The 19,106-nt window shown below is 48.1% G+C and carries 18 protein-coding genes; 17 read left to right on the forward strand and 1 reads right to left on the reverse strand.

Features of this window, described 5'->3' with window-relative positions; all coding sequences use genetic code 11:
• Window positions 1–366: 366 nt before the first annotated feature.
• The 10 genes from CGC65_RS11435 to CGC65_RS11490 all read left to right on the forward strand — a co-directional run bounded on the left by CGC65_RS11435 (window position 367) and on the right by CGC65_RS11490 (window position 13,704).
• On the forward strand, window positions 367–1,443 hold the full coding sequence (locus tag CGC65_RS11435; protein WP_007035944.1) for a hypothetical protein: 1,077 nt from the start codon (window positions 367–369) through the stop codon (window positions 1,441–1,443).
• 21 nt (window positions 1,444–1,464) lie between these two features.
• Entirely contained in the window at window positions 1,465–2,514 is a 1,050-nt protein-coding gene (gene queA, locus CGC65_RS11440) for a tRNA preQ1(34) S-adenosylmethionine ribosyltransferase-isomerase QueA (RefSeq protein ID WP_002567005.1), read from the forward strand.
• A gap of 34 nt (window positions 2,515–2,548) precedes the next feature.
• Window positions 2,549–3,304 carry a pseudouridine synthase gene (locus CGC65_RS11445; RefSeq protein WP_002567006.1) on the forward strand — a complete coding sequence of 252 codons (756 nt, stop codon included), beginning with the start codon at window positions 2,549–2,551 and terminating at the stop codon, window positions 3,302–3,304.
• A 13-nt stretch (window positions 3,305–3,317) separates the two neighbouring features.
• Window positions 3,318–5,273, forward strand: a complete 1,956-nt coding sequence (gene ligA, locus CGC65_RS11450) for an NAD-dependent DNA ligase LigA (protein ID WP_002567007.1) — start codon at window positions 3,318–3,320, stop codon at window positions 5,271–5,273.
• A gap of 79 nt (window positions 5,274–5,352) precedes the next feature.
• Window positions 5,353–6,270: a homoserine O-acetyltransferase MetA gene (gene metA / locus CGC65_RS11455; RefSeq protein WP_002567008.1), complete on the forward strand. Its 918-nt coding sequence runs from the start codon at window positions 5,353–5,355 to the stop codon at window positions 6,268–6,270.
• A gap of 1,429 nt (window positions 6,271–7,699) precedes the next feature.
• Complete coding sequence (locus CGC65_RS11470) at window positions 7,700–9,073, forward strand: alanine/glycine:cation symporter family protein (RefSeq protein ID WP_002567010.1); 1,374 nt, start codon at window positions 7,700–7,702, stop codon at window positions 9,071–9,073.
• A gap of 257 nt (window positions 9,074–9,330) precedes the next feature.
• The gene (locus tag CGC65_RS11475) at window positions 9,331–10,071 is read left to right on the forward strand and encodes a hypothetical protein (protein ID WP_002567011.1); all 741 of its coding nucleotides are present in this window, start codon (window positions 9,331–9,333) and stop codon (window positions 10,069–10,071) included.
• A 129-nt stretch (window positions 10,072–10,200) separates the two neighbouring features.
• A complete protein-coding gene (locus CGC65_RS11480; RefSeq protein ID WP_002567012.1) occupies window positions 10,201–11,049 on the forward strand; it encodes a helix-turn-helix domain-containing protein in 849 nt (282 codons plus the stop codon).
• Window positions 11,042–13,297 (forward strand): HelD family protein, encoded by a 2,256-nt coding sequence (locus tag CGC65_RS11485; RefSeq protein WP_002567013.1) that lies wholly within the window; start codon window positions 11,042–11,044, stop codon window positions 13,295–13,297. The genes CGC65_RS11480 and CGC65_RS11485 overlap by 8 nt, the downstream gene beginning before the upstream one ends.
• Window positions 13,298–13,359: 62 nt before the next feature.
• Window positions 13,360–13,704, forward strand: a complete 345-nt coding sequence (locus CGC65_RS11490) for a YqfO family protein (protein ID WP_002567014.1) — start codon at window positions 13,360–13,362, stop codon at window positions 13,702–13,704.
• A 49-nt stretch (window positions 13,705–13,753) separates the two neighbouring features.
• On the opposite strand, the gene CGC65_RS11495 is transcribed toward CGC65_RS11490, so the two are convergent.
• Window positions 13,754–14,416 (reverse strand): Crp/Fnr family transcriptional regulator, encoded by a 663-nt coding sequence (locus CGC65_RS11495; RefSeq protein ID WP_235622157.1) that lies wholly within the window; start codon window positions 14,414–14,416, stop codon window positions 13,754–13,756.
• Between the two features lie 98 nt (window positions 14,417–14,514).
• Between CGC65_RS11495 and CGC65_RS11500 the strand changes: the two genes are divergently transcribed.
• The 7 genes from CGC65_RS11500 to CGC65_RS11525 all read left to right on the forward strand — a co-directional run bounded on the left by CGC65_RS11500 (window position 14,515) and on the right by CGC65_RS11525 (window position 19,049).
• Complete coding sequence (locus CGC65_RS11500; RefSeq protein ID WP_002567016.1) at window positions 14,515–15,000, forward strand: hypothetical protein; 486 nt, start codon at window positions 14,515–14,517, stop codon at window positions 14,998–15,000.
• Window positions 14,997–15,545, forward strand: coding sequence for a permease (locus CGC65_RS11505; RefSeq protein WP_002567017.1), 549 nt, complete (start codon window positions 14,997–14,999; stop codon window positions 15,543–15,545). Before CGC65_RS11500 ends, CGC65_RS11505 begins: the two co-directional genes overlap by 4 nt.
• 157 nt (window positions 15,546–15,702) lie before the next feature.
• Window positions 15,703–16,527 (forward strand): MBL fold metallo-hydrolase, encoded by an 825-nt coding sequence (locus CGC65_RS11510; protein ID WP_038282026.1) that lies wholly within the window; start codon window positions 15,703–15,705, stop codon window positions 16,525–16,527.
• Between the two features lie 34 nt (window positions 16,528–16,561).
• Complete coding sequence (locus tag CGC65_RS11515) at window positions 16,562–17,656, forward strand: acyltransferase (RefSeq protein ID WP_002567019.1); 1,095 nt, start codon at window positions 16,562–16,564, stop codon at window positions 17,654–17,656.
• A gap of 55 nt (window positions 17,657–17,711) precedes the next feature.
• Window positions 17,712–17,843 carry a hypothetical protein gene (locus tag CGC65_RS32070; RefSeq protein ID WP_002567020.1) on the forward strand — a complete coding sequence of 44 codons (132 nt, stop codon included), beginning with the start codon at window positions 17,712–17,714 and terminating at the stop codon, window positions 17,841–17,843.
• Window positions 17,844–17,929: 86 nt separating this feature from the next.
• On the forward strand, window positions 17,930–18,298 hold the full coding sequence (locus CGC65_RS11520) for an ACT domain-containing protein (protein ID WP_002567021.1): 369 nt from the start codon (window positions 17,930–17,932) through the stop codon (window positions 18,296–18,298).
• A gap of 292 nt (window positions 18,299–18,590) precedes the next feature.
• A complete protein-coding gene (locus CGC65_RS11525) occupies window positions 18,591–19,049 on the forward strand; it encodes a hypothetical protein (protein WP_002567022.1) in 459 nt (152 codons plus the stop codon).
• The last annotated feature ends 57 nt before the right edge of the window (window positions 19,050–19,106 follow it).

Genomic DNA, 19,106 nt, shown 5'->3' on the forward strand with positions numbered 1-19,106 from the left:
TTCTGAAATCAACGGATAAAGTCAATTGGCATACCGGTTTTCAGGGGGATTATTCCACCGGAATATCATCCGGATGGGTCAAAAGATGGGTCAGAGTGGACTTCACGGTCCGCTTCGGCCTTTATTTACAGGCAACAACAGTGCATGGACAATAGGTTCGATTCCTATCAGACGCATTTTGTATTGGTTAAAAAGGGGCAGAATGCCCTTGTGAGGATTCCGCAGATAATCTGTTTCAGTGTTGGATTATCTGCGGTATTTTTTTGGTACAGATTGCAATTTGAACCGCTTTTTGCTAGAATAGAGCGGAGATACTTGAACACTAACATACTCCGGGCTTCGCAGTCGGGACAGGAGGATTGAATCATGAGACAAAACAGAAGAAGGACAGGCAGCAGACGTTCTGCGGACGATAAGATAAAATATATGCGCATGGCGGCAATCCCGCTGGTTATTGTGCTGGTGCTGGTGGCAGTTATACTGGTGATGGACAGGAAACCGTCGGATAAGGAAGCATCCGCCCCAACGGACGTGTCACTTTCCTCGGATGAGGATATCAATATAAGCAGCGACAGCTCCGCAGCGCCGGATGATAGCGGGGTGGAGCCGGACAACAACCAGTACACCACGGATTTTTCCCAGTATGAGCTGAAAAAGGACGAGATACCCCAGGTAAACCAGCTGATTAGCGAGTATTTTCAGGCCAAGGTGGACCAGGATGCGCAGACCCTGTACCGGATATTCGGTAAGAGCGATGATACAGGGCTGGATGCGCGAAAGGAAGAACTGAAGAATGAGGCGGTATACATTGAGGATTATGTGGATATCGTCTGCTATACCAAGCCGGGACTTACAGAGGATTCCTATGTGGCTTATGTCACCTATGAGGTGAAGTTCAGACGCGTGGAGACATTGGCGCCGGGCCTTATGTGGTGCTATGTGGTCAAGGATGACAACGGCAATTACATTATCCGGGAGAATGTAGTGGGTGACGAGGCGGATTATGTGGCGAAGCAGAACCAGTCTGAGGATGTGAAGCTGCTGTCCAACCAGGTCAATGAGAGGCTGAGACAGGCCATTGAGAGCGATACGGTTCTTGCGGGAATTTACAAGGATTTAAGGAACGGAGCAGTGGTCCATTCCTCCGAGGAAGAGACCGAGACAGGAGACAGCACGGTTATCCTGGAGGAGGAAGGCGGCGAGACCCAGGAAAACGGAGGTCCTCAGCCGTCCCAGGACCCGTCTGCTGACGCGGGCCAGAATTCCCAGGGAGAAGGGATACAGAATGTCCCGGCCGGACAGGAAGGTACAAATGCCCGGGAAAGCGAAGGAACACCGGCAGCCGCCCAGGAAAACCAGGGGACTGATTCCGGCACAGCAGGCGGTTCCGGTACAGAAGAAAGTGCCGGTACGGCAGGCGGTTCCAGTGTGAAGATAGAATAGGCTTGGAGGATAAGATTGACCATGGATGTAAAGGACTTTGATTATGAACTGCCGGAAGAACTGATTGCCCAGGACCCGCTGGAGGACCGCTCCGCGTCGAGGCTGATGGTTTTGGATCGGGAAACAGGGGAGATACAGCACAGAATTTTTAAAGATATCACGGAATACTTACGGCCAGGGGACTGCCTGGTGATTAACGATACAAAGGTCATACCGGCCCGGCTCTTCGGGGTGAAGAAGGATACAGGGGCCAAAATAGAGATACTTTTGCTGAAGCGCAGGGAAAATGATGTATGGGAGACTCTGGTGCGCCCGGGAAAGAAGGCAAAGCCGGGAACTGTCATTGAATTCGGTGAGGGCCTGCTGACAGGAACCGTGGTGGATACCGTGGATGACGGGAACCGCCTGATTCAGTTCCATTACAAGGGGATTTTTGAGGAGATCCTGGACCAGCTGGGGCAGATGCCCCTGCCTCCTTATATTACACACCAGCTGAAGGACAAGAACCGTTACCAGACCGTATATGCCAGGCATGAAGGGTCTGCGGCGGCGCCTACGGCGGGCCTGCATTTTACCCAGGAGCTTTTGGCTGAGATTGAGGGAATGGGAGTGAAGATTGCCCACGTGACCCTCCATGTGGGACTCGGCACATTCCGCCCTGTAAAGGTGGAGAATGTCCAGGACCACCATATGCATTCCGAGTTTTATATAGTGGAGGAGTCTGAGGCAAAGAAGGTGAATGACACCAGAGCGGCCGGAGGACGGGTTATCTGTGTGGGCACCACCAGCTGCAGGACCGTTGAATCAGCTTCCACAGAGGATGGTGTGCTTAAGGCCGGAACCGGCTGGACAGAGATATTCATTTATCCGGGCTACCGCTTTAAGGTATTGGACGCCCTGATTACGAATTTCCATCTGCCCCAGTCCACACTGGTGATGCTGGTCAGTGCGCTGGCAGGACGGGAGCACATACTGGATGCCTACCGGGAAGCTGTGAAGGAAGGCTACCGTTTCTTTTCCTTTGGGGACGCTATGTTTATTGCAGCCCATCCGGCTGCTGAGAAGCGGTAGGGATTGAGGAAATATCAGAAGAAAGCGGGAAAAGATGGAAGAACGTTTAAATAAATGGCTGAGCCAGATGGGAGTCTGCTCCAGGCGGGAGGCGGACCGTCTCATTGAAGCCGGCAAGGTGCTGGTGGACAACCGCCCTGCCTCCATGGGGCAGAAAGTAACGCCGGGCCAGAAGGTGGTATGCAATGGAAAAATGGTCCGGGTGGACCGGAGCCAACGGCCCAGACCGGTGCTTTTGGCAGTGAATAAGCCAAAAGGCATTGTATGTACCACCACTGATAAGGACAGAGCTGAGAATATTGTGGACTTTTTGGGGTATCCGGAGCGGATTTACCCTGTGGGAAGGCTGGATAAGGATTCAGAGGGACTGCTTCTCATGACCAACCAGGGGGATCTGGTGAATAAAATCATGAGAAGCGGAAATGCTCATGAGAAAGAGTATATTGTCACCATAGATAAGCCGGTGACGGAACGTTTTCTGGAACAGATGGCGGGAGGGATCCGGCTTCCTGAGCTGGACCAGGTGACCAGGCCCTGCAAGGTGAAGAAGGTGGAGCGGAATACATTTTCCATCATCCTCACCCAGGGCCTGAACCGGCAGATACGGCGGATGTGTGAAGCATGCGGCTGCCAGGTCAAACGTCTGGTGCGGGTGCGCATCATGAACATACGTCTGGGCAATTTGAGAACGGGCGCTTACCGCCAGATAACCAAGGAGGAGTATGAGGAGCTTACAGGGCTTCTTAAGGACTCCTCCAGTCTGTCCCTTAAGGAGAGAAAGAATCAATAATCAGGAGAACAGAATGGAAGACAGGATTCAGAGAATGAAGGAACTGGTTTCCATCCTGCGGGAAGCAGGAAAGGCTTATTATCAGGAAAGCCGGGAAATCATGAGCAATTTTGAATATGACAAGCTGTATGACGAGCTGGTATCCCTGGAAAAGGAGACCGGGGTCACCTTGTCAGGAAGTCCATCGCAGCAGGTGGGGTATGAGATATTAAGCGAGCTGCCTAAGGAGACCCACGGTTCCCCTATGCTTTCTTTGGACAAGACAAAGAGTGTGGAGGATTTGCAGGAATGGCTGGGAGACCAGAAGGGACTGCTGTCCTGGAAGATGGATGGTCTTACCATTGTGCTCACCTATGAGGAGGGAACTCTTGCAAAGGCGGTTACCAGGGGAAACGGGGAGATTGGCGAGGTCATTACGCCCAACGCCAGGGTGTTTGCCAATATCCCGTTAAATATTTCCTACCAGGGACAGCTGATTCTCAGGGGAGAGGCTGTCATTACCTATTCGGACTTTGAGCGGATTAACAGCGGAATCGAGGATGTGGATGCCAAATATAAGAATCCCAGAAACCTGTGCAGCGGTTCTGTCCGTCAGCTTAACAGCCAGATTACAGCGGAGAGGAATGTGCATTTTGAGGCCTTTGCCCTGGTGAAGGCCGATGGGGTGGACTTCCATAACTCCAGGAAGGCCCAGTTTGAGTGGCTGAAAGGCCAGGGATTTGAGGTGGTCCACTATGAAGAGGTGGACGCAGCAAGCCTGCCTGCGTCCGTGGAAGGGTTTGCAAAGGCAGTGGAAGGAAACGACATTCCCTCTGACGGCCTGGTGCTGACCTATGATGATATTGCTTACGGAGAATCCCTTGGGCGTACAGCCAAGTTTCCGCGCAATTCCATTGCGTTTAAATGGAAGGATGAAATCAGGGAGACCGCCCTTTCCTATATTGAGTGGAGCGCTTCCAGGACAGGACTAATCAATCCCGTGGCTGTGTTTGAGCCTGTGGAGTTAGAAGGAACCACGGTCAGCAGGGCCAGTGTCCACAATCTGAGCATCATGGAAGGGCTGGAGCTGGGAGTGGGAGATACCATAACCGTGTATAAGGCCAACATGATTATCCCTCAGATTGAGGAAAACCTGACACGCAGCGGGGTAAAGGATATACCGGAGGAATGTCCCGTATGTGGAGGCAGGACGGAAATCCGCAAGGTAAATGATGTAAAGAGCCTGTACTGCACCAATCCTGACTGCCAGGCCAAAAAGATAAAGAGCTTTACCCTCTTTGTCAGCCGCGATGCACTTAACATTGACGGTTTGTCTGAGGCCACCCTGGAAAAATTCATCCAGGCAGGTTTTATTCACGAATATGCGGATATATTCCATTTGGAAGAACACAGGGATGCAATCGTGGAGATGGAGGGTCTGGGACAGAAGTCTTACGATAACCTCATTGCATCCATAAAGACCGCGTCCAACACCACCCTTCCCAGGATGGTGTACGGCCTGGGAATCGCGGGAATCGGACTGGCTAACGCAAAAATGCTGTGCCGCGAGTTCAAGTATGATTTTGATAAAATGCGCCATGCCGGAGAGGAAGAACTGGTGGCAGTGGATGGTATCGGCGGTGTTCTGGCCCAGGCCTGGATGGACTACTTTGCTTTAGGGAGAAACAACCAGATGGTGGACCGTCTGCTGGCGGAGCTGAACATTGAAAAGGAACAGCCGGAGACAGCCGGGGAGGCAGTCTTTGAGGGAATGAACTTTGTGATAACCGGGTCCGTGGAGCATTTTGCAAACCGAAAGGAACTTCAGGAGCTGATTGAAAGCAAGGGCGGCAAGGTCACTGGCTCCGTTACAGCAAAGACAGCGTATCTGATTAATAACGATGCAGCGTCCAATTCGTCCAAGAATAAAAAGGCAAAGGAATTAGGGGTTCCCATAATCTCGGAGGAGGAGTTCCTGCGAATGTTGTAGCACAGTATCTGCCGGCTTTGGCAGACGCTGTGCGGTTTCCGTGTGGAATTCAGCCAACATTTGAAAGGAGAGAGCGAACATGCCTATAAAAGTACAGAGAGATCTGCCAGCAAAAGCGATTCTGGAGGAAGAAAACATATTCATTATGGATGAGGACAGGGCCATGAGCCAGGATATACGTCCGTTGGAAATCCTGATTCTGAATCTGATGCCTCTCAAGGAAGAAACAGAGACCCAGCTTATGCGGGCATTGTCCAATACACCCCTCCAGGTGGACTGTACCTTCCTGATGCTGTCCACCCATGTGTCAAAAAACACGTCAGCCAGCCATCTCAACAAATTTTATGTTACATTCGATGATATAAAGAAGAAAAAGTTTGACGGGATGATTATAACCGGGGCTCCGGTGGAGAATCTGGAGTACGAGGAAGTGAATTACTGGCCGGAGCTGTCCATGATGATGGAGTGGAGCAAGACACATGTGACCTCCACCATACATATATGCTGGGGGGCCCAGGCAGGGCTTTATTACCACTACGGTATCCCCAAATACCCTATGGAGAAGAAACTGTCAGGTATTTATAACCACAGGGTCCTGGACCGGAAGGTTCCGCTGGTGAGAAGCCTCAATGACTTTTTCCTGGCTCCCCACTCCAGATATACGCAGGTGAGAAAGGCGGATATCTTAAAGCATCCGGAGCTGGCCATTCTGGCGGAATCCGATGAGGCAGGGGTGTTCCTGGTAATGAGCCGGGACGGAAGGCAGATATTTGTCCAGGGCCATCCCGAATATGACAGGATGACGTTAAATAATGAGTACCACAGGGACTTGAATAAGGGATTGAATCCGGAGGTCCCATATAATTATTACGAGGACAACGATCCGTTTTCAGCGCCGCCGCTGACGTGGCGGAATACATCCAATACGCTGTATACCAACTGGCTGAACTATTATGTGTACCAGGTGACGCCTTATCTGTTAGATGCAGAGGAGTAGGCGATTATGGGAAGGGTGTAAGATAGAAAACTAAATATTCGGACATCTGAATAAGTCCATGAATATGCAGCTGCATTGCATATTCACGGGCTTATTTTAGTGTGTCAAAAATCAACTGAGCGCCACAGCAAAGCATCTCAGATAATTATTTTAAAAACAAATATAAAAGGAGAATCCCTACAATGACGATTAAAACTACATTGGCATATGACTTTTTTTCATCATATTTTACAGAAACATAACCGTCATTTTTACGTTTGTTGGATACAGATGGTTGTGTATGATTCTTTTTACTCTTTGCTTTCTTTTTGGTCGGACTCATTGATTCCAGTTCTTTTTTGATTTCTTTTCGTAGGAGGAAATCATCGTCGATTATATGGCTGCATTTGACACAGAATATTTCTTTGTCATTCGGAAGATCGCTTCCGCAGTATGGGCATTGTTTCATAATTTATCCGGGTATGTGTTCAATCTATATCCCGCGTCCCCCCTTTTTATATATTTTTATACAAAACTATCTGCCGGCAAATGTAATGTCCATTGCAATAGTAAGAGCTTCATATAGTTGTAAAAGCGAATCAGCTTATAGGCTGATTATACAACGTTTGATGTTATTTCACAACATATAGGTTTGAACTTTCACTACTACTGGAAAGGCAGACGGATAACCGGATGTCAGACGAGGGACCGGAACGCTTTTCGTCGGGCGGGGGAGGGGACTATAAAATGTTCAATGGGTTGGAGCTTGCCGCGAAAGACCGTTCCTGTCCATTCTGGTACATTACAGGGACATTGCAGGATGCATGTTTTAAAAGGATAGTTTCGCCTGACAAGTATTTTAAGGGCATGGTATATATAAAGTGTTAAAAAACTGTATATTTATTGCTAAATTTTCACACAATCTTAACGCTGAAGTGGGGATTTGGGATTGATTTTAGAGAATTTAGGGAGTATACTGTTACTAAAGTAAAACTTTTTGGTAAGTTTTCACAAAAAAGCATAAGTAAGTTTCCTGGTTAAGTAACTTGATAAGGTTTTTAGGGTATAACTTTATGAACGCCTGAAAGCCTGTCTTTGAAGATAAAGTGTAGAAAGGTGTGCACAGCCTGCTCTAAGATACACAGATTATTTTTGACTATACCGTAATAGATGCGGACAATTTGCACCATCAGGTATGCAGACGCAGTAAGACGTGCCATGGGAGCGTTCCTGTCCGGCAAAGGAATACTCCAATCCATTCAGTTCAAAGATACACAGCGCCATCAATCATATGACGTCTCAGCAAAAGGAGGATGAGAAACTAAAAAGATGGCATAAGCTTTCGGTTGGCAAGCGGTTCAGCCTATATAAAACGAATGGCTGCAAATAATAGGTTGACGGGCTGTTGGGGACTAAAACCCTACACTTTATATTTAGGAGGAGACATTATATGCTGCAGATAGTTAACACAATTAATTCATATCTTTCTGATTACATACTTGTATTTCTTTTGGTGGCTGTAGGCCTTTGGTATACAGTCAAAACAAAGTGTGTTCAGAGGTACCTTTGGAAAGGTTTAAAACAGCTGTTTGGCGGTTTTTCACTGCGAGGCGGTTCACAGGGAGGCGGAATGAGTTCATTCCAGGCGGTTGCAACAGCAATCGCGGCACAGGTTGGCACAGGGAATATTGTGGGTTCAGCCGGAGCGATTCTTGTGGGCGGGCCAGGAGCTATTTTCTGGATGTGGATAATTGCATTTCTAGGCATGGCTACCATTTATGCAGAAGCAACACTGGCGCAGAAGACACGTGTTACAGATGCAGAGGGCAATATTCAGGGTGGTCCGGTGTATTATATCCAGACAGCCTTTAAAGGCAAATTTGGAACATTCCTGGCAGGCTTTTTCTCAATCGCAATTATTCTTGCTCTTGGATTCTTCGGATGCATGGTACAGTCCAACTCAATTGGCTCCACAATTCAGATGGCATTCGGGATTCCGTCCTGGATTGTAGGTATCTTCCTTGTTATTATTTGTGGATTTATCTTCATGGGAGGTGTAGATCGTCTTGCTTCCGTTACTGAAAAATTAGTTCCTGTTATGGCAGCATTTTTTCTGATCGGCGGCTTGGGAGTACTCGCAATGAGGCTTCAGTATATTCCGGAAACCTTTGGTCTGATTTTCAAATATGCATTCCAGCCCCAGGCAATTATCGGAGGCGGATTTGGTATAGCTATTAAGACGGCTGTGAGCCAGGGAGCAAAAAGAGGCCTGTTCTCCAATGAAGCTGGTATGGGTTCCACGCCTCATGCACATGCGCTTGCATTAGTGAAAAATCCTCATGAGCAGGGCTGTGTTGCAATGGTCGGCGTATTCATTGACACCTTTATCGTTCTTACACTGAATGCATTGGTTATTATTTCAACACTTTATGCGGGAAACGGCCCTCTGGCAAACGGCTATGTAGGAGAAGCAGCAAATACATTAAAGAATACAAACCTTGCACAAGTAGCTTTTGGTGTTGTATACGGCGACAAGGCCGGCGCTGTTTTTGTAGCCATTTGTTTATTCTTCTTTGCATTCTCCACAATTCTTGGCTGGAATTTATTTGCTAAAATTAATGTAACTTATTTATTTGGGAAGAAAGCACAAAGACCATTTATGCTGGTTGCTTTAGTATTTATCTTCCTTGGAACAATTGGGGAAAGTGATTTGGTATGGGCATGTTCTGATATGTTTAACCAGTTGATGGTTATTCCCAATGCCATTGCCCTGTTTGCTTTGACTGGGGTGGTTACAAAGATACTTGGGGATCGGGACAAATAAGTTTATATTCATATTATACAAATAGCTGATTGAAAATGGGCGCTGTGCCAATGCTTAGGGCGGGATTCGTTAGAATCCTGCCCTGTTCATGTTCCGGCAGAGATAAAAGTTAGGTTGTGCCAGTGCTCTTGACAAGATTCTCCGGAAAGGATAGACTGCATATAAAATGAATGCGGTGAACGGCATGCCGGGATATGCAATATGGATAGCACAACAGGGTCAGGAGACAGAAAAAAACGAAAGCATAGGTGGTATACATGGAAAAACTTGATAATCAGGCACTCACGCGTTTTGAGAGATTGTGGAAAATCGAAGGTGATAAACTGCTCAGGGCTAATATCATCCCTTCTGCAGTTAAAGATGGAGAAATCTATCCCGTAGATTACTGTATATCTGCCATTGCCCGGCTGATTCAGCAGCCACATGGTGCTGAAGTAGTCTGTGGTATCAGAAATGCATTATCAGAACTCTTTGAAGCGGCTGACACTCAATTTATTTATCCGGATGAGTCGCTTCATGTATCTTTGCTTGGATGTACGCAAAGAAAAAATACAAATGTATTTGAACATGCTCAGATTAATAAGATCAAACATATCTGTATAAAGGAAATAGAAAAGAAAGAGCCGGCGGAAATTATTCTGAGAGGCATCGGAATTGTGGGAAACCAAATTTTTATTCAGGGATTTCCTCAGAATAGGAACTGGGAAGAGCTCAGAGTATCACTGGGTGAAGAATTGGTAAATTCCGGTGAATTCCCTATATTATATGAAGATAAATCCCCTGTTCATATGAATATAATACGGATTGTTGACGCAGCTCCCCATGTTTTGGCATCTCTTCACAGGGCTGTTTCACGGCTGCGGGATGTGGAATTGGGAACGGTAAAATTACAGACCGTAGAATTTGTGATTACGGATTTTTGTGTTACAAAGAAGAATGTTGTATGGCTCCATAAGATAGAATGCCGCAATTCGTCTGGGAACAGCTGCCGCGTATGATTCACCGGAAAATGCGCAAGATTTCTTAAGACAACCCCATTTGTTTTGATTATACTATTGTGGAATACACGGCGCTTGGGGAACCGGGACACGGTCCAAAGGTGCCGTCGGCAAGGAGGCAATTGTGTAATGAGCAGTATGGATGAGGTAATCCTGGCAATTAATTTTATTGAAGCCAATCTGACGAAAAAAATGGATTTGGACATGATTTCCGGCGCAGTCCATTATTCCAAATATCATCTTCACCGCGTGTTTTCCGATACAGTGGGTCTAACCATTCATGATTACATTCAGCGCAGGCAGCTGACAGAGGCGGCCAAGCTGCTTGTTTTTTCCGGCAAACCCATTGTGCAGATTGCATTTTTATCCGGCTACCAGAGCCAGCAGGCATTTACCAATGCTTTTACAGCCATGTATAAGATGCCTCCCAATATGTACAGGGAAAATGAACGGTTTTATCCCTTACAGCTCAAATTCAATTTTGAAGGGAGTTATGAAATGCTTGACAGAAAAGAAAAGGCTTTATGGGAGATTTCGTTTGCGTCGGATGAGGATATTCCCAGCTGGATGGAACTGGTGAGGCTTGTGATTGACGGCTTTCCCCATCTGAATGAGGAGGAGTATATCCGGGTCTTAAGACAGAAAATCAGCACAGGGCAGGCACTTATCATGAAGGACAGAGGCTCTGCCATCGGCATCATGCTGTTTTCCTATGAAAACGGCAGCATTGATTTCATGGGAAGCCATCCGCTTTACAGGAAAAATGGGGTTCCGAAGGCCATGCTGGACAAGGTTATGAAGGAGCTGCTTAAGGGTAAGGAGATCAGCATTACAACCTACCGGGAAGGCGATAAGGCAGATACCGGATATCGGAAGGAAATAAAGGGGCTGGGCTTTGCAGAGGCAGAGCTGCTGGTAGAATACGGCTACCCCACCCAGCGTTTTATCTTACAGCAGGAGGAACGGGAGCATGAGTGATTATCCAGCCATTCCGTTTCCCGATGAATTAGTCCATCTGGAACAGGTAAGTGCCAGGCTCTCAAAAGCCCTGCAAAGGGCAGAGGCATCTGTCAGTAGGGCGGACAGGGAATATACGGATACCAAGAAATACATGGCGGACCACAGGGGAGAAATAGACCCCCATGAGATGTTCCAGAATGAACTTCTGTTAAAGCAGACAGACAGGACAGGCGCCTTTGCTGTGGAGATGCGGGATCGGATTGTGAAATTAAAGGATTCCCCCTATTTTGCCAGAATTGATTTTAAGGAGGAAGAGGAGGAGGAAGGACAGACGTACTATATCGGGAGATTTGCCTTTCAATATGAAAATGAACCGTTGATTTTTGACTGGCGCGCCCCCATATCCAGCATGTTTTATGACTGCGAGGTTGGAGAGGCCGGATTTTTGGCGCCGGCCGGGTGGACAGCGGGAGAGCTTACCAGAAAACGCCAGTTTAAAATCAGGAACGGGATCATGGAATACGCGCTTGAAAGCTCTGCCAATGTACAGGATGATGTTTTGCAGAGAGAGCTGAGCCATACTTCCGATGAAAAAATGAAGTCCATTATTTCCACCATTCAGAAAGAGCAGAACCAGATTATCAGAAATGAGAAAGAGGGAACATTGATTATCCAGGGGGTGGCCGGATCCGGCAAGACCTCCATTGCCCTTCACCGTATTGCATTTTTGCTGTACCGTTTTAAGGACAGGCTGAGCGCCAGGAACGTTACGATTCTCTCGCCCAACAAGGTATTCGGAGATTATATCTCCGGTGTGATTCCTGAGCTGGGAGAAGAACCCATTTATGAGATGAGCTTTGGGGAACTTGCTGATATCCAGCTGGAGGGAGTCATTGGTTTTGAACCGGACAGGGATCCTTTTGAGATGCAGGACAGGGCTTGGGAGGAGAGGGTGCGGTTTAAGTCCACACTGGACTTTGTTTATATGATGGACCAGTACATAGAGCAGATGCCGGAGTTTATTTTTGTTCCAACCGATTATGTGTACGAAGGGTTTAGGGTAACTGGTGAATGGATCAGGGATCGGTTCTTAGCTTATGGGACCTGTCCGGTAAAGAAGCGGCTGGCAATGGTTGCAGATGATATCCATGACCGCTTTGAGACGGATAATATAATGGAACAGGAGGTGCCCCGGCCCCGGGTGATACTGAAACAGCTGAATTCCATGCTTGCCATGAAGGATACGCTGGCTGTCTATAAGGATTTCTATAAGCGGATGGGAATTGCGGAACAATTTGTCATGGCTGCCAGGAGGACATTGGAGTGGGCGGATGTGTACCCGTTTTTATATCTTCATGCCGCCTTCCGGGGATTAAAGGAAAGCCATATCACCAGGCACCTTGTGATTGACGAGATGCAGGATTACACGCCTATCCAGTACGCCGCCTTAAACCGTATGTTTCCATGCCAGAAAACCATTTTGGGGGATTACGGACAGTATATTAATCCTAACCATCTGCACTGCCTGGAGGATTTGCGGACAATCTATGACAAGGCCCGTTTTGTGGAATTGAATAAGAGTTACCGTTCTACCTACGAAATTATGTGTTTTGCAAAGAAAATTAACCATGTATCTGCCCTGGAACCGATGGAGCGCCATGGGGAACCTCCGGAATTGGTTCCGTGCCTGGACGCAGCGGATGAGATCAGGAAGATAAGAGAAGTAATCCGCCGTTTCAGGGCAGGAGGGAATGTGTCGCTGGGGATTATCTTAAAGACGGATGCGGCGGCAAGGGATATGTATGAGGTGCTGGCAGGATACGATGGGGCAAAAGGAAATGGATCGGAAGGCTGCGAAAAGGAAGGGAGTAAAAGGGAAGGAAGTAAATGGGAGGGAAGTGAAAGAGAGGGAAGTGAAAGAGAGGGAAATGAAAGAGAGGGAAATGAAGGGAAAAGGGGCAAAATAGGAGAAAGCGGAGCAAAAGAAAGGGGTATAAACTTGATTACCCGGGACAGTGCCAGCTTCCAGAACGGGATATCCATTACATCGGTCCGCATGTCGAAAGGCCTGGAGTTTGATGAGGTTTTGATTCCCCAGGCTGACTCAAGAACGTATGCCTCTGATTTTGACCGCAGTCTGTTATATATTGCCTGTACACGGGCCATGCACAGGCTTACGCTTACGTATAGCGGGAGAGAAACACGATTTATTTCCGGGCAGAAACTGTCTGGCAGGCACTCCGGAAAGGAGAGCCCCGGGAGCTGAATCCGGACGGAGGATTTTGACGAGTGAAACCTGAAATTTCGGGCAGAGAAAGGCGGGAGCTCATGGAGCCATTTACGTATTGCAAATTGGAGATATTCATACCGGAAACCCATTTAAAGGCGCTGCAGAAGGCATTGCAGGAAGTGGACGCAGGGCATATAGGAAAATATGACAGCTGTATGTCATACAGTCCGGTGACAGGCTGCTGGAGGCCGCTGGAAGGCAGCAGCCCGTTTATCGGTAAATGCGGCACTATCAGCATGGAGCCGGAACTGAAGGCAGAGGTGACCTGCAGGACGGAGCGGTTAGAGGAAACCCTGGCCGCCATAAAGAAGGTCCATCCCTATGAGGAGCCGGTTATCAATGTGATTCCTCTGTACATGACCGGAATGGATATAGTGTCCTGATACCGGTCCTATTCCGGCAGCCCATGCTGTCCTATCAATTGAATATTTGTCAGTGAAACAGGCGGAACGTGGATTTGTAATAATCTATGATTCCGTCTTTTTTCATGCCGGACAGCTCCCTGGATAGGGCGCTGCGATCCATGTTCAGATACTCAGCCATGGCGTTTCTGTCCAGAGGAATGGTAAAGGGAAGGCCGTTTTCCAAACCGGAAAAATTCTTCAGATAGGTCAGAATCTTATCACGGGCAGTTGGGCGGAGCAGGCAGTCCAGCCGCTCATGAAGCACCAGCCCTTTTTCTGCCACAATCCACATGAAGTTTTTGAGAAGCTGTCTGTGGCAGGGGCAGTTTCTGGTACAATTGTTTATAAGCCGGTTATAGGAGATGAACAGGACCGAGCTGCCCTGTTCCACGGTTACGGATACCGGACTCTTGCGGCCGGGACTGGCGGCCAGTATGACACCGATTTCACTTCCCTCTTTTAAAAGTGTGACTGTAAGGGTATGGCCCTGGGAATCTGTTTTGTATGATTTTCCTCTTCCTGCCAGGAGAATCCCGAATTTTTTGACCGGGCAGCCCTCTTCAACCACAACCGTCTCCCCGGCATAATTCACCGACTGCGCCTTAAGACAGGCCAGGAGGCGGCATACATCTTTTTGCGACAGGCCGGAGAACAGTTTGGCCTGCATGATATCCTGAATGTTTTCGTTCATTGTGATTTGGTTGCCTGCGCAACTTACCTCCTGACTGTATTGTATTATAATTGACGTGTACATGCAATTAAAAAACACAGATAAAGGAGGAGTCAGGGATGAACACTGGTTTTACCCTATTTTTTTACGGCCTTTCCGCAATCCTGTTGTCCTTATCTTTCCGAAAGGACAGAGAAAAGACAAATCGTGCGGTCAGAAAGGCTCTATTCATGATGCTGGGGGTATTGCCCTATTTTCTGATCATTTTGCTGGTCACAGGAACCGCTTTTTTTATTCTGCCGCCCAAGACGGTTCAAACTCTTATGGGGACAGAGTCGGGAATAAGGGGAATGCTCCTGGCCGCAGTCACCGGGGCGGCAGCTCTTGTACCGGTTCTGGCTGTATTCCCGGTGGTTTCGGAGCTTCTTAAAAATGGGGCCGGGACAGCGCAGATGGCGGTCTTTATTTCCACATTGACAACGGTAGGAATTGTCACCATTCCCCTGGAAGTGAAATATATGGGAGTCAAAGCAGCAGTATTGAGAAATCTGTTATTTTTTCTGTTGGCATTTGCCACATCCTCTCTGCTGGAGGTGTTATTATGAAGCATAAGGTGATAAAAGCAGAGATGATGGGACCCTGGAAGGCAGCAGCGGCGGCGTATCTGGCGGTATTTATTTTTATTCCGGAAAGGTCCGGGGAGATAGGAGCCTGCGCCTGCACGGGTCTGGGGCAGTTTATATGGAATCTGGTTCCTGTATTCCTCTGTGTGGGTCTGATGGATGTATGGATTGAAAGCGACAAAATGATAAAAATGATGGGAGACAGATCCGGTCTCTCCGGGATGGGGATATCGCTTTTGCTGGGAATGCTGACAGCAGTGCCTGTATATGCGCTGCTTCCCATCGCCGGCCTGCTGTTAAAAAAGGGAGGGCGCATTTCCAATGTACTGATTTTCCTGTGCTCCAGTGTGAGTATCCGAATTCCGCTGCTGCTTTTTGAGATATCATCACTGGGTATCCGGTTTGCGGCCTGCCGGTTTGTTCTCAATCTGGCAGTGGTATTCGTGATTTCCTTTCTGGTTGAAAGGTTTCTGTCAGAGCGTGACAGGCAGGATATCCGGAGGAGAAATCAGATAAATCAGGTGTGAGCTGCAAGGAGTGAGATGGCATGAAAATGACATTATGGCTCAGAACGCAAACGGGGACGCAAAGGGAAATAAGGATTAAAAGGGAAACATGGACGATTAAGCGGGTTTATGGTAGAATAGGATATCAGACTTTTTGAAGAAGGCAGGTACGGACGGAATGAAATTAAGGGTATTGGTTGATAACAACACGTACATAGACAGGTATTATCTGGGGGAACCCGCGGTCAGCTATTATATTGAATGTGACGGTATCAGACTGCTGTTTGATGCCGGGTATTCGGATGTATTCCTTAAAAATGCAGAGGCTCTTGGAATCGACCTTGGCCTGGTTACGCACATGGTGTTCTCCCATGGCCATAATGACCACACAAGGGGACTTAAATTCATGAAGGAGCGTCTGGAGCTGTCGGGGATGGAGGTCATTGCCCATCCGTCCTGCTTTGATGAAAAGGTGTTTGGTGAGGAATCCATCGGTGCGCCCTATTCTGCTGCGGACATGGCTGGTATTTGCAGATACAGGCCGTGTGGCGGGCCGTGTAACATCTCGGAGCGGCTGGTATTTCTGGGAGAGATACCGGATGCAGTGGACTTTGAAACGAGAAAAGCCATTGGCAGGACTAGGATAAGAGGAAAATGGCAGGATGACTATGTAAGGGATGATTCCGCCCTGGTTTACCGGGGGGAGGAAGGCATTTTTATTATAACAGGATGTTCCCACAGCGGTATATGCAATATAGTACAATACGCCCAAGCGGTATGCGGACAGCAGCGGGTTCTCGGCATCATAGGGGGATTCCATCTCTTTGAGGCAGATGAACGGCTGGTGCGCACAATTGACTATCTGAAATGCTGCGGTGCGGAACAAATTTATCCCTGCCACTGTGTATCACTGAGGGCAAAAGCCAGAATGATGGAGGCCTTGAACGTGAAGGAAGTGGGGGTGGGTATGGAGCTTTGCCTGGACGGACAGGCTGCACATTAAATTCTGAGTGTTGCGGCGGAGAAAGGTTTTTTGTATGAGACAGACAGAAAAGAACAGAAAGAATCCAAGGAACGGCAATTCAAAAGCAAGGGACCCCAGATATGACTGTCTGCGGGCTGTCTCGGTCATGGCAATCATCATGGTGCATGCCATGCCCGTGGAAACAGTCAGCGCCCGCCAATGGTGGTTTAACAGCATTATGACGCCCTTCCTGCTGTCGTTTGTGGGAATTTACTTTATGCTCAGCGGTATGTTTTTGCTGGAACATGGAACAGAGCGCATCGGGGAGTTTTACAGAAAGCGTTTTATTACGGTGGGAATTCCGTTTCTGGTCTATGGCCTTATTTACTATTGTTATAATGTCCATGCGGACGGAGTGGTTCTGCCTGTCTGGAAGCATGCCGGCCGGTATCTGGCACAGGTGCTGACGGCCGGGCTTCCCAGGGCAGGCCATATGTGGTTTATGTATGCCATTGTGTCTTTTTATATCTGTGCGCCCTTTCTGTCCAGGATGGTAAAAAATATGACGGACCGGGAAATGAAGGTGTTCCTGCTTCTGATGCTGGGCATCCATGTGGTGGAGGTGGCCGGAGAAATTCTTGGACTGGACGTGAAGCCATGGGCCCAGTTTGTGCTGTATACAGGGTGGGTCTACTATTTTCTTTTGGGATACGGACTTAAGCGCTTATGCAGGAAGGAACAGTTTCCCATATTTGCGGTCCTGGCAGTTTTTGGCCTGGCCATGGATGTGGCTGCGGATATCGGCCTTTCATGGTGGGTTCCCCAAACTCCCCATAAGTCGCCGGCCATGGTGTTTATTTGCGCCGGAGTATTTCTTCTGTTTGAATATTATGGCGGGAAGGTGCCTGTATGGGCGGGAAAGCTGGGAATATTTGTCAGCAGGTACAGCTTTTCCATCTATCTGATTCATTTCCTTATTCTGAGCTACTATGTAAATCCGGTACTTCTAAAGGATATGGCGGCCCGCCATTATATATTGGGAACCATGGTTTCTACCGTTGTGACCTTCTGTTTATCTCTGGCATGTTCCATGGTGACGGACCACCTGGCAGTCAGGCCGTTAGAACGGCTGGCTGAGAGGATAAGATTTGAAAAGGATAAGATTTAGTCTGCGGAGGTGACTTAATAACAGCGGCTGAATGTACATAGAACCAGGAGGAAATATGAGCATCGGTATTGATTTTACTGTAAAAGTGCTGCACAGGAAAACCTTTATGGACCGTGTGAAGGAATTGGCTGAGGCAGAGGATTATAACATTCATATATGGGATGAGGGGCTCAGGGTGGAGCTCTGACCCATGGGGGATTTGTATATAAGCTGGGAACAGGATCCGGAAAATCCAGAACAGTGGAATGTAAGAGAAAAGGGAGACGAAATAGCATGGAGATAAAGGTGATAGAGGGAGCATTTTCGGTCTGCAGGCTTAAGGAGTTGGGACAGGCCGTGATAGAGGACGATCTGTATTTTCTGGGCAGGACAGATGAGGAGATATCCCTGGTGTGCAGGACTGAAAGCGTGCCCCAGGACACTGCTGCAAGGGAAGATGGATGGAGGGCCTTTCGGATTCAGGGAGAACTGGATTTTTCTCTGATTGGCATACTGGCCGGAATATCAGCTGTATTAGCTGAAAATAGGATTGGGATTTTCGTGGTATCCACGTATAATACAGATTATGTTTTGACAAAAGCAGATGATTTTGAACGGGCCCTGGGACTTTTGGAAAGCCGTGGGTATGGTATTGCTAAATAGATGCACTGGCAGGATGGGACAGGTCCGGCCGGAGATGGATTTACCGCCACAGGCCTGTTATGGCTATTTCCGAAGAACAGGTGCGTTAATACGACGGCAGCCTGGAAAAGATGGAGCGCCTCCGGCAAAGCTGCCGCATAGTTGGCCAAGGCCGGGAAAATGGATGTGGCATTAGGGAATGTCCGAAATAAAGGAAGGATATATGACATACTGATGTCATGTTTTGTATGGTAACATGACAGAAGATCCGCAGCAGAATACTATCAGCGGAGCTTGGAAAGGAATGGGTGCCATGGCATACAGTTTAAAGGAAGTAACGATACGTACGGATAACTCAGAGGAGGGAATGGAGCATATCGGGGAGCTTTGGCGCCATATTATGGACGGCCGTCTGCCCATTCTCTTTGACAGCGGGCATCAGTTCCGGGCAGGAATATCCCCTGTATCCAGGTACAGCGGTTATGACGGTGATGAGACAGGCAGCTACGACCTGACTGTCATGGCTGTCACAAGTGACTTTTTTACTCAAATGGATGAAAAGGTGAAAATGGGGCAGTACCGGAAATATGATGCGTGGGATGAAAACGGCGACTTGGGCGCCTGTACCCGGAAGGCGTGGGAGACAGTGTGGAGCCAGCAGAAGGCAGGAATCATACACAGGTGCTTTACAGAGGATTATGAGAGCACGGTTCCGGCTGAGTATACAAAGGACGGAAAGGCACATTGTTATCTGTACATTGCAGTCAGATAAGAAGAGGCTGAGGAAATGGAGTTATATTAAGGGGTATTAAGGGCTTGCTGCCAGCAA

This window comes from Enterocloster bolteae (genome assembly GCF_002234575.2).
GTDB classification, from domain to species: domain Bacteria; phylum Bacillota; class Clostridia; order Lachnospirales; family Lachnospiraceae; genus Enterocloster; species Enterocloster bolteae.

Excerpts from the sequence above, each read along its gene's own strand:
- CGC65_RS11435 (WP_007035944.1), top strand. The coding sequence starts at position 367 with ATGAGACAAAACAGAAGAAGGACAGGCAGCAGACGTTCTGCGGACGAT.
- queA (WP_002567005.1), top strand. The coding sequence starts at position 1,465 with ATGGATGTAAAGGACTTTGATTATGAACTGCCGGAAGAACTGATTGCC.
- CGC65_RS11445 (WP_002567006.1), top strand. The coding sequence starts at position 2,549 with ATGGAAGAACGTTTAAATAAATGGCTGAGCCAGATGGGAGTCTGCTCC.
- ligA (WP_002567007.1), top strand. The coding sequence starts at position 3,318 with ATGGAAGACAGGATTCAGAGAATGAAGGAACTGGTTTCCATCCTGCGG.
- metA (WP_002567008.1), top strand. The coding sequence starts at position 5,353 with ATGCCTATAAAAGTACAGAGAGATCTGCCAGCAAAAGCGATTCTGGAG.
- CGC65_RS11470 (WP_002567010.1), top strand. The coding sequence starts at position 7,700 with ATGCTGCAGATAGTTAACACAATTAATTCATATCTTTCTGATTACATA.
- CGC65_RS11475 (WP_002567011.1), top strand. The coding sequence starts at position 9,331 with ATGGAAAAACTTGATAATCAGGCACTCACGCGTTTTGAGAGATTGTGG.
- CGC65_RS11480 (WP_002567012.1), top strand. The coding sequence starts at position 10,201 with ATGAGCAGTATGGATGAGGTAATCCTGGCAATTAATTTTATTGAAGCC.
- CGC65_RS11485 (WP_002567013.1), top strand. The coding sequence starts at position 11,042 with ATGAGTGATTATCCAGCCATTCCGTTTCCCGATGAATTAGTCCATCTG.
- CGC65_RS11490 (WP_002567014.1), top strand. The coding sequence starts at position 13,360 with ATGGAGCCATTTACGTATTGCAAATTGGAGATATTCATACCGGAAACC.
- CGC65_RS11495 (WP_235622157.1), bottom strand. The coding sequence starts at position 14,416 with ATGAACGAAAACATTCAGGATATCATGCAGGCCAAACTGTTCTCCGGC.
- CGC65_RS11500 (WP_002567016.1), top strand. The coding sequence starts at position 14,515 with ATGAACACTGGTTTTACCCTATTTTTTTACGGCCTTTCCGCAATCCTG.
- CGC65_RS11505 (WP_002567017.1), top strand. The coding sequence starts at position 14,997 with ATGAAGCATAAGGTGATAAAAGCAGAGATGATGGGACCCTGGAAGGCA.
- CGC65_RS11510 (WP_038282026.1), top strand. The coding sequence starts at position 15,703 with ATGAAATTAAGGGTATTGGTTGATAACAACACGTACATAGACAGGTAT.
- CGC65_RS11515 (WP_002567019.1), top strand. The coding sequence starts at position 16,562 with ATGAGACAGACAGAAAAGAACAGAAAGAATCCAAGGAACGGCAATTCA.
- CGC65_RS32070 (WP_002567020.1), top strand. The coding sequence starts at position 17,712 with ATGAGCATCGGTATTGATTTTACTGTAAAAGTGCTGCACAGGAAAACC.
- CGC65_RS11520 (WP_002567021.1), top strand. The coding sequence starts at position 17,930 with ATGGAGATAAAGGTGATAGAGGGAGCATTTTCGGTCTGCAGGCTTAAG.
- CGC65_RS11525 (WP_002567022.1), top strand. The coding sequence starts at position 18,591 with ATGGCATACAGTTTAAAGGAAGTAACGATACGTACGGATAACTCAGAG.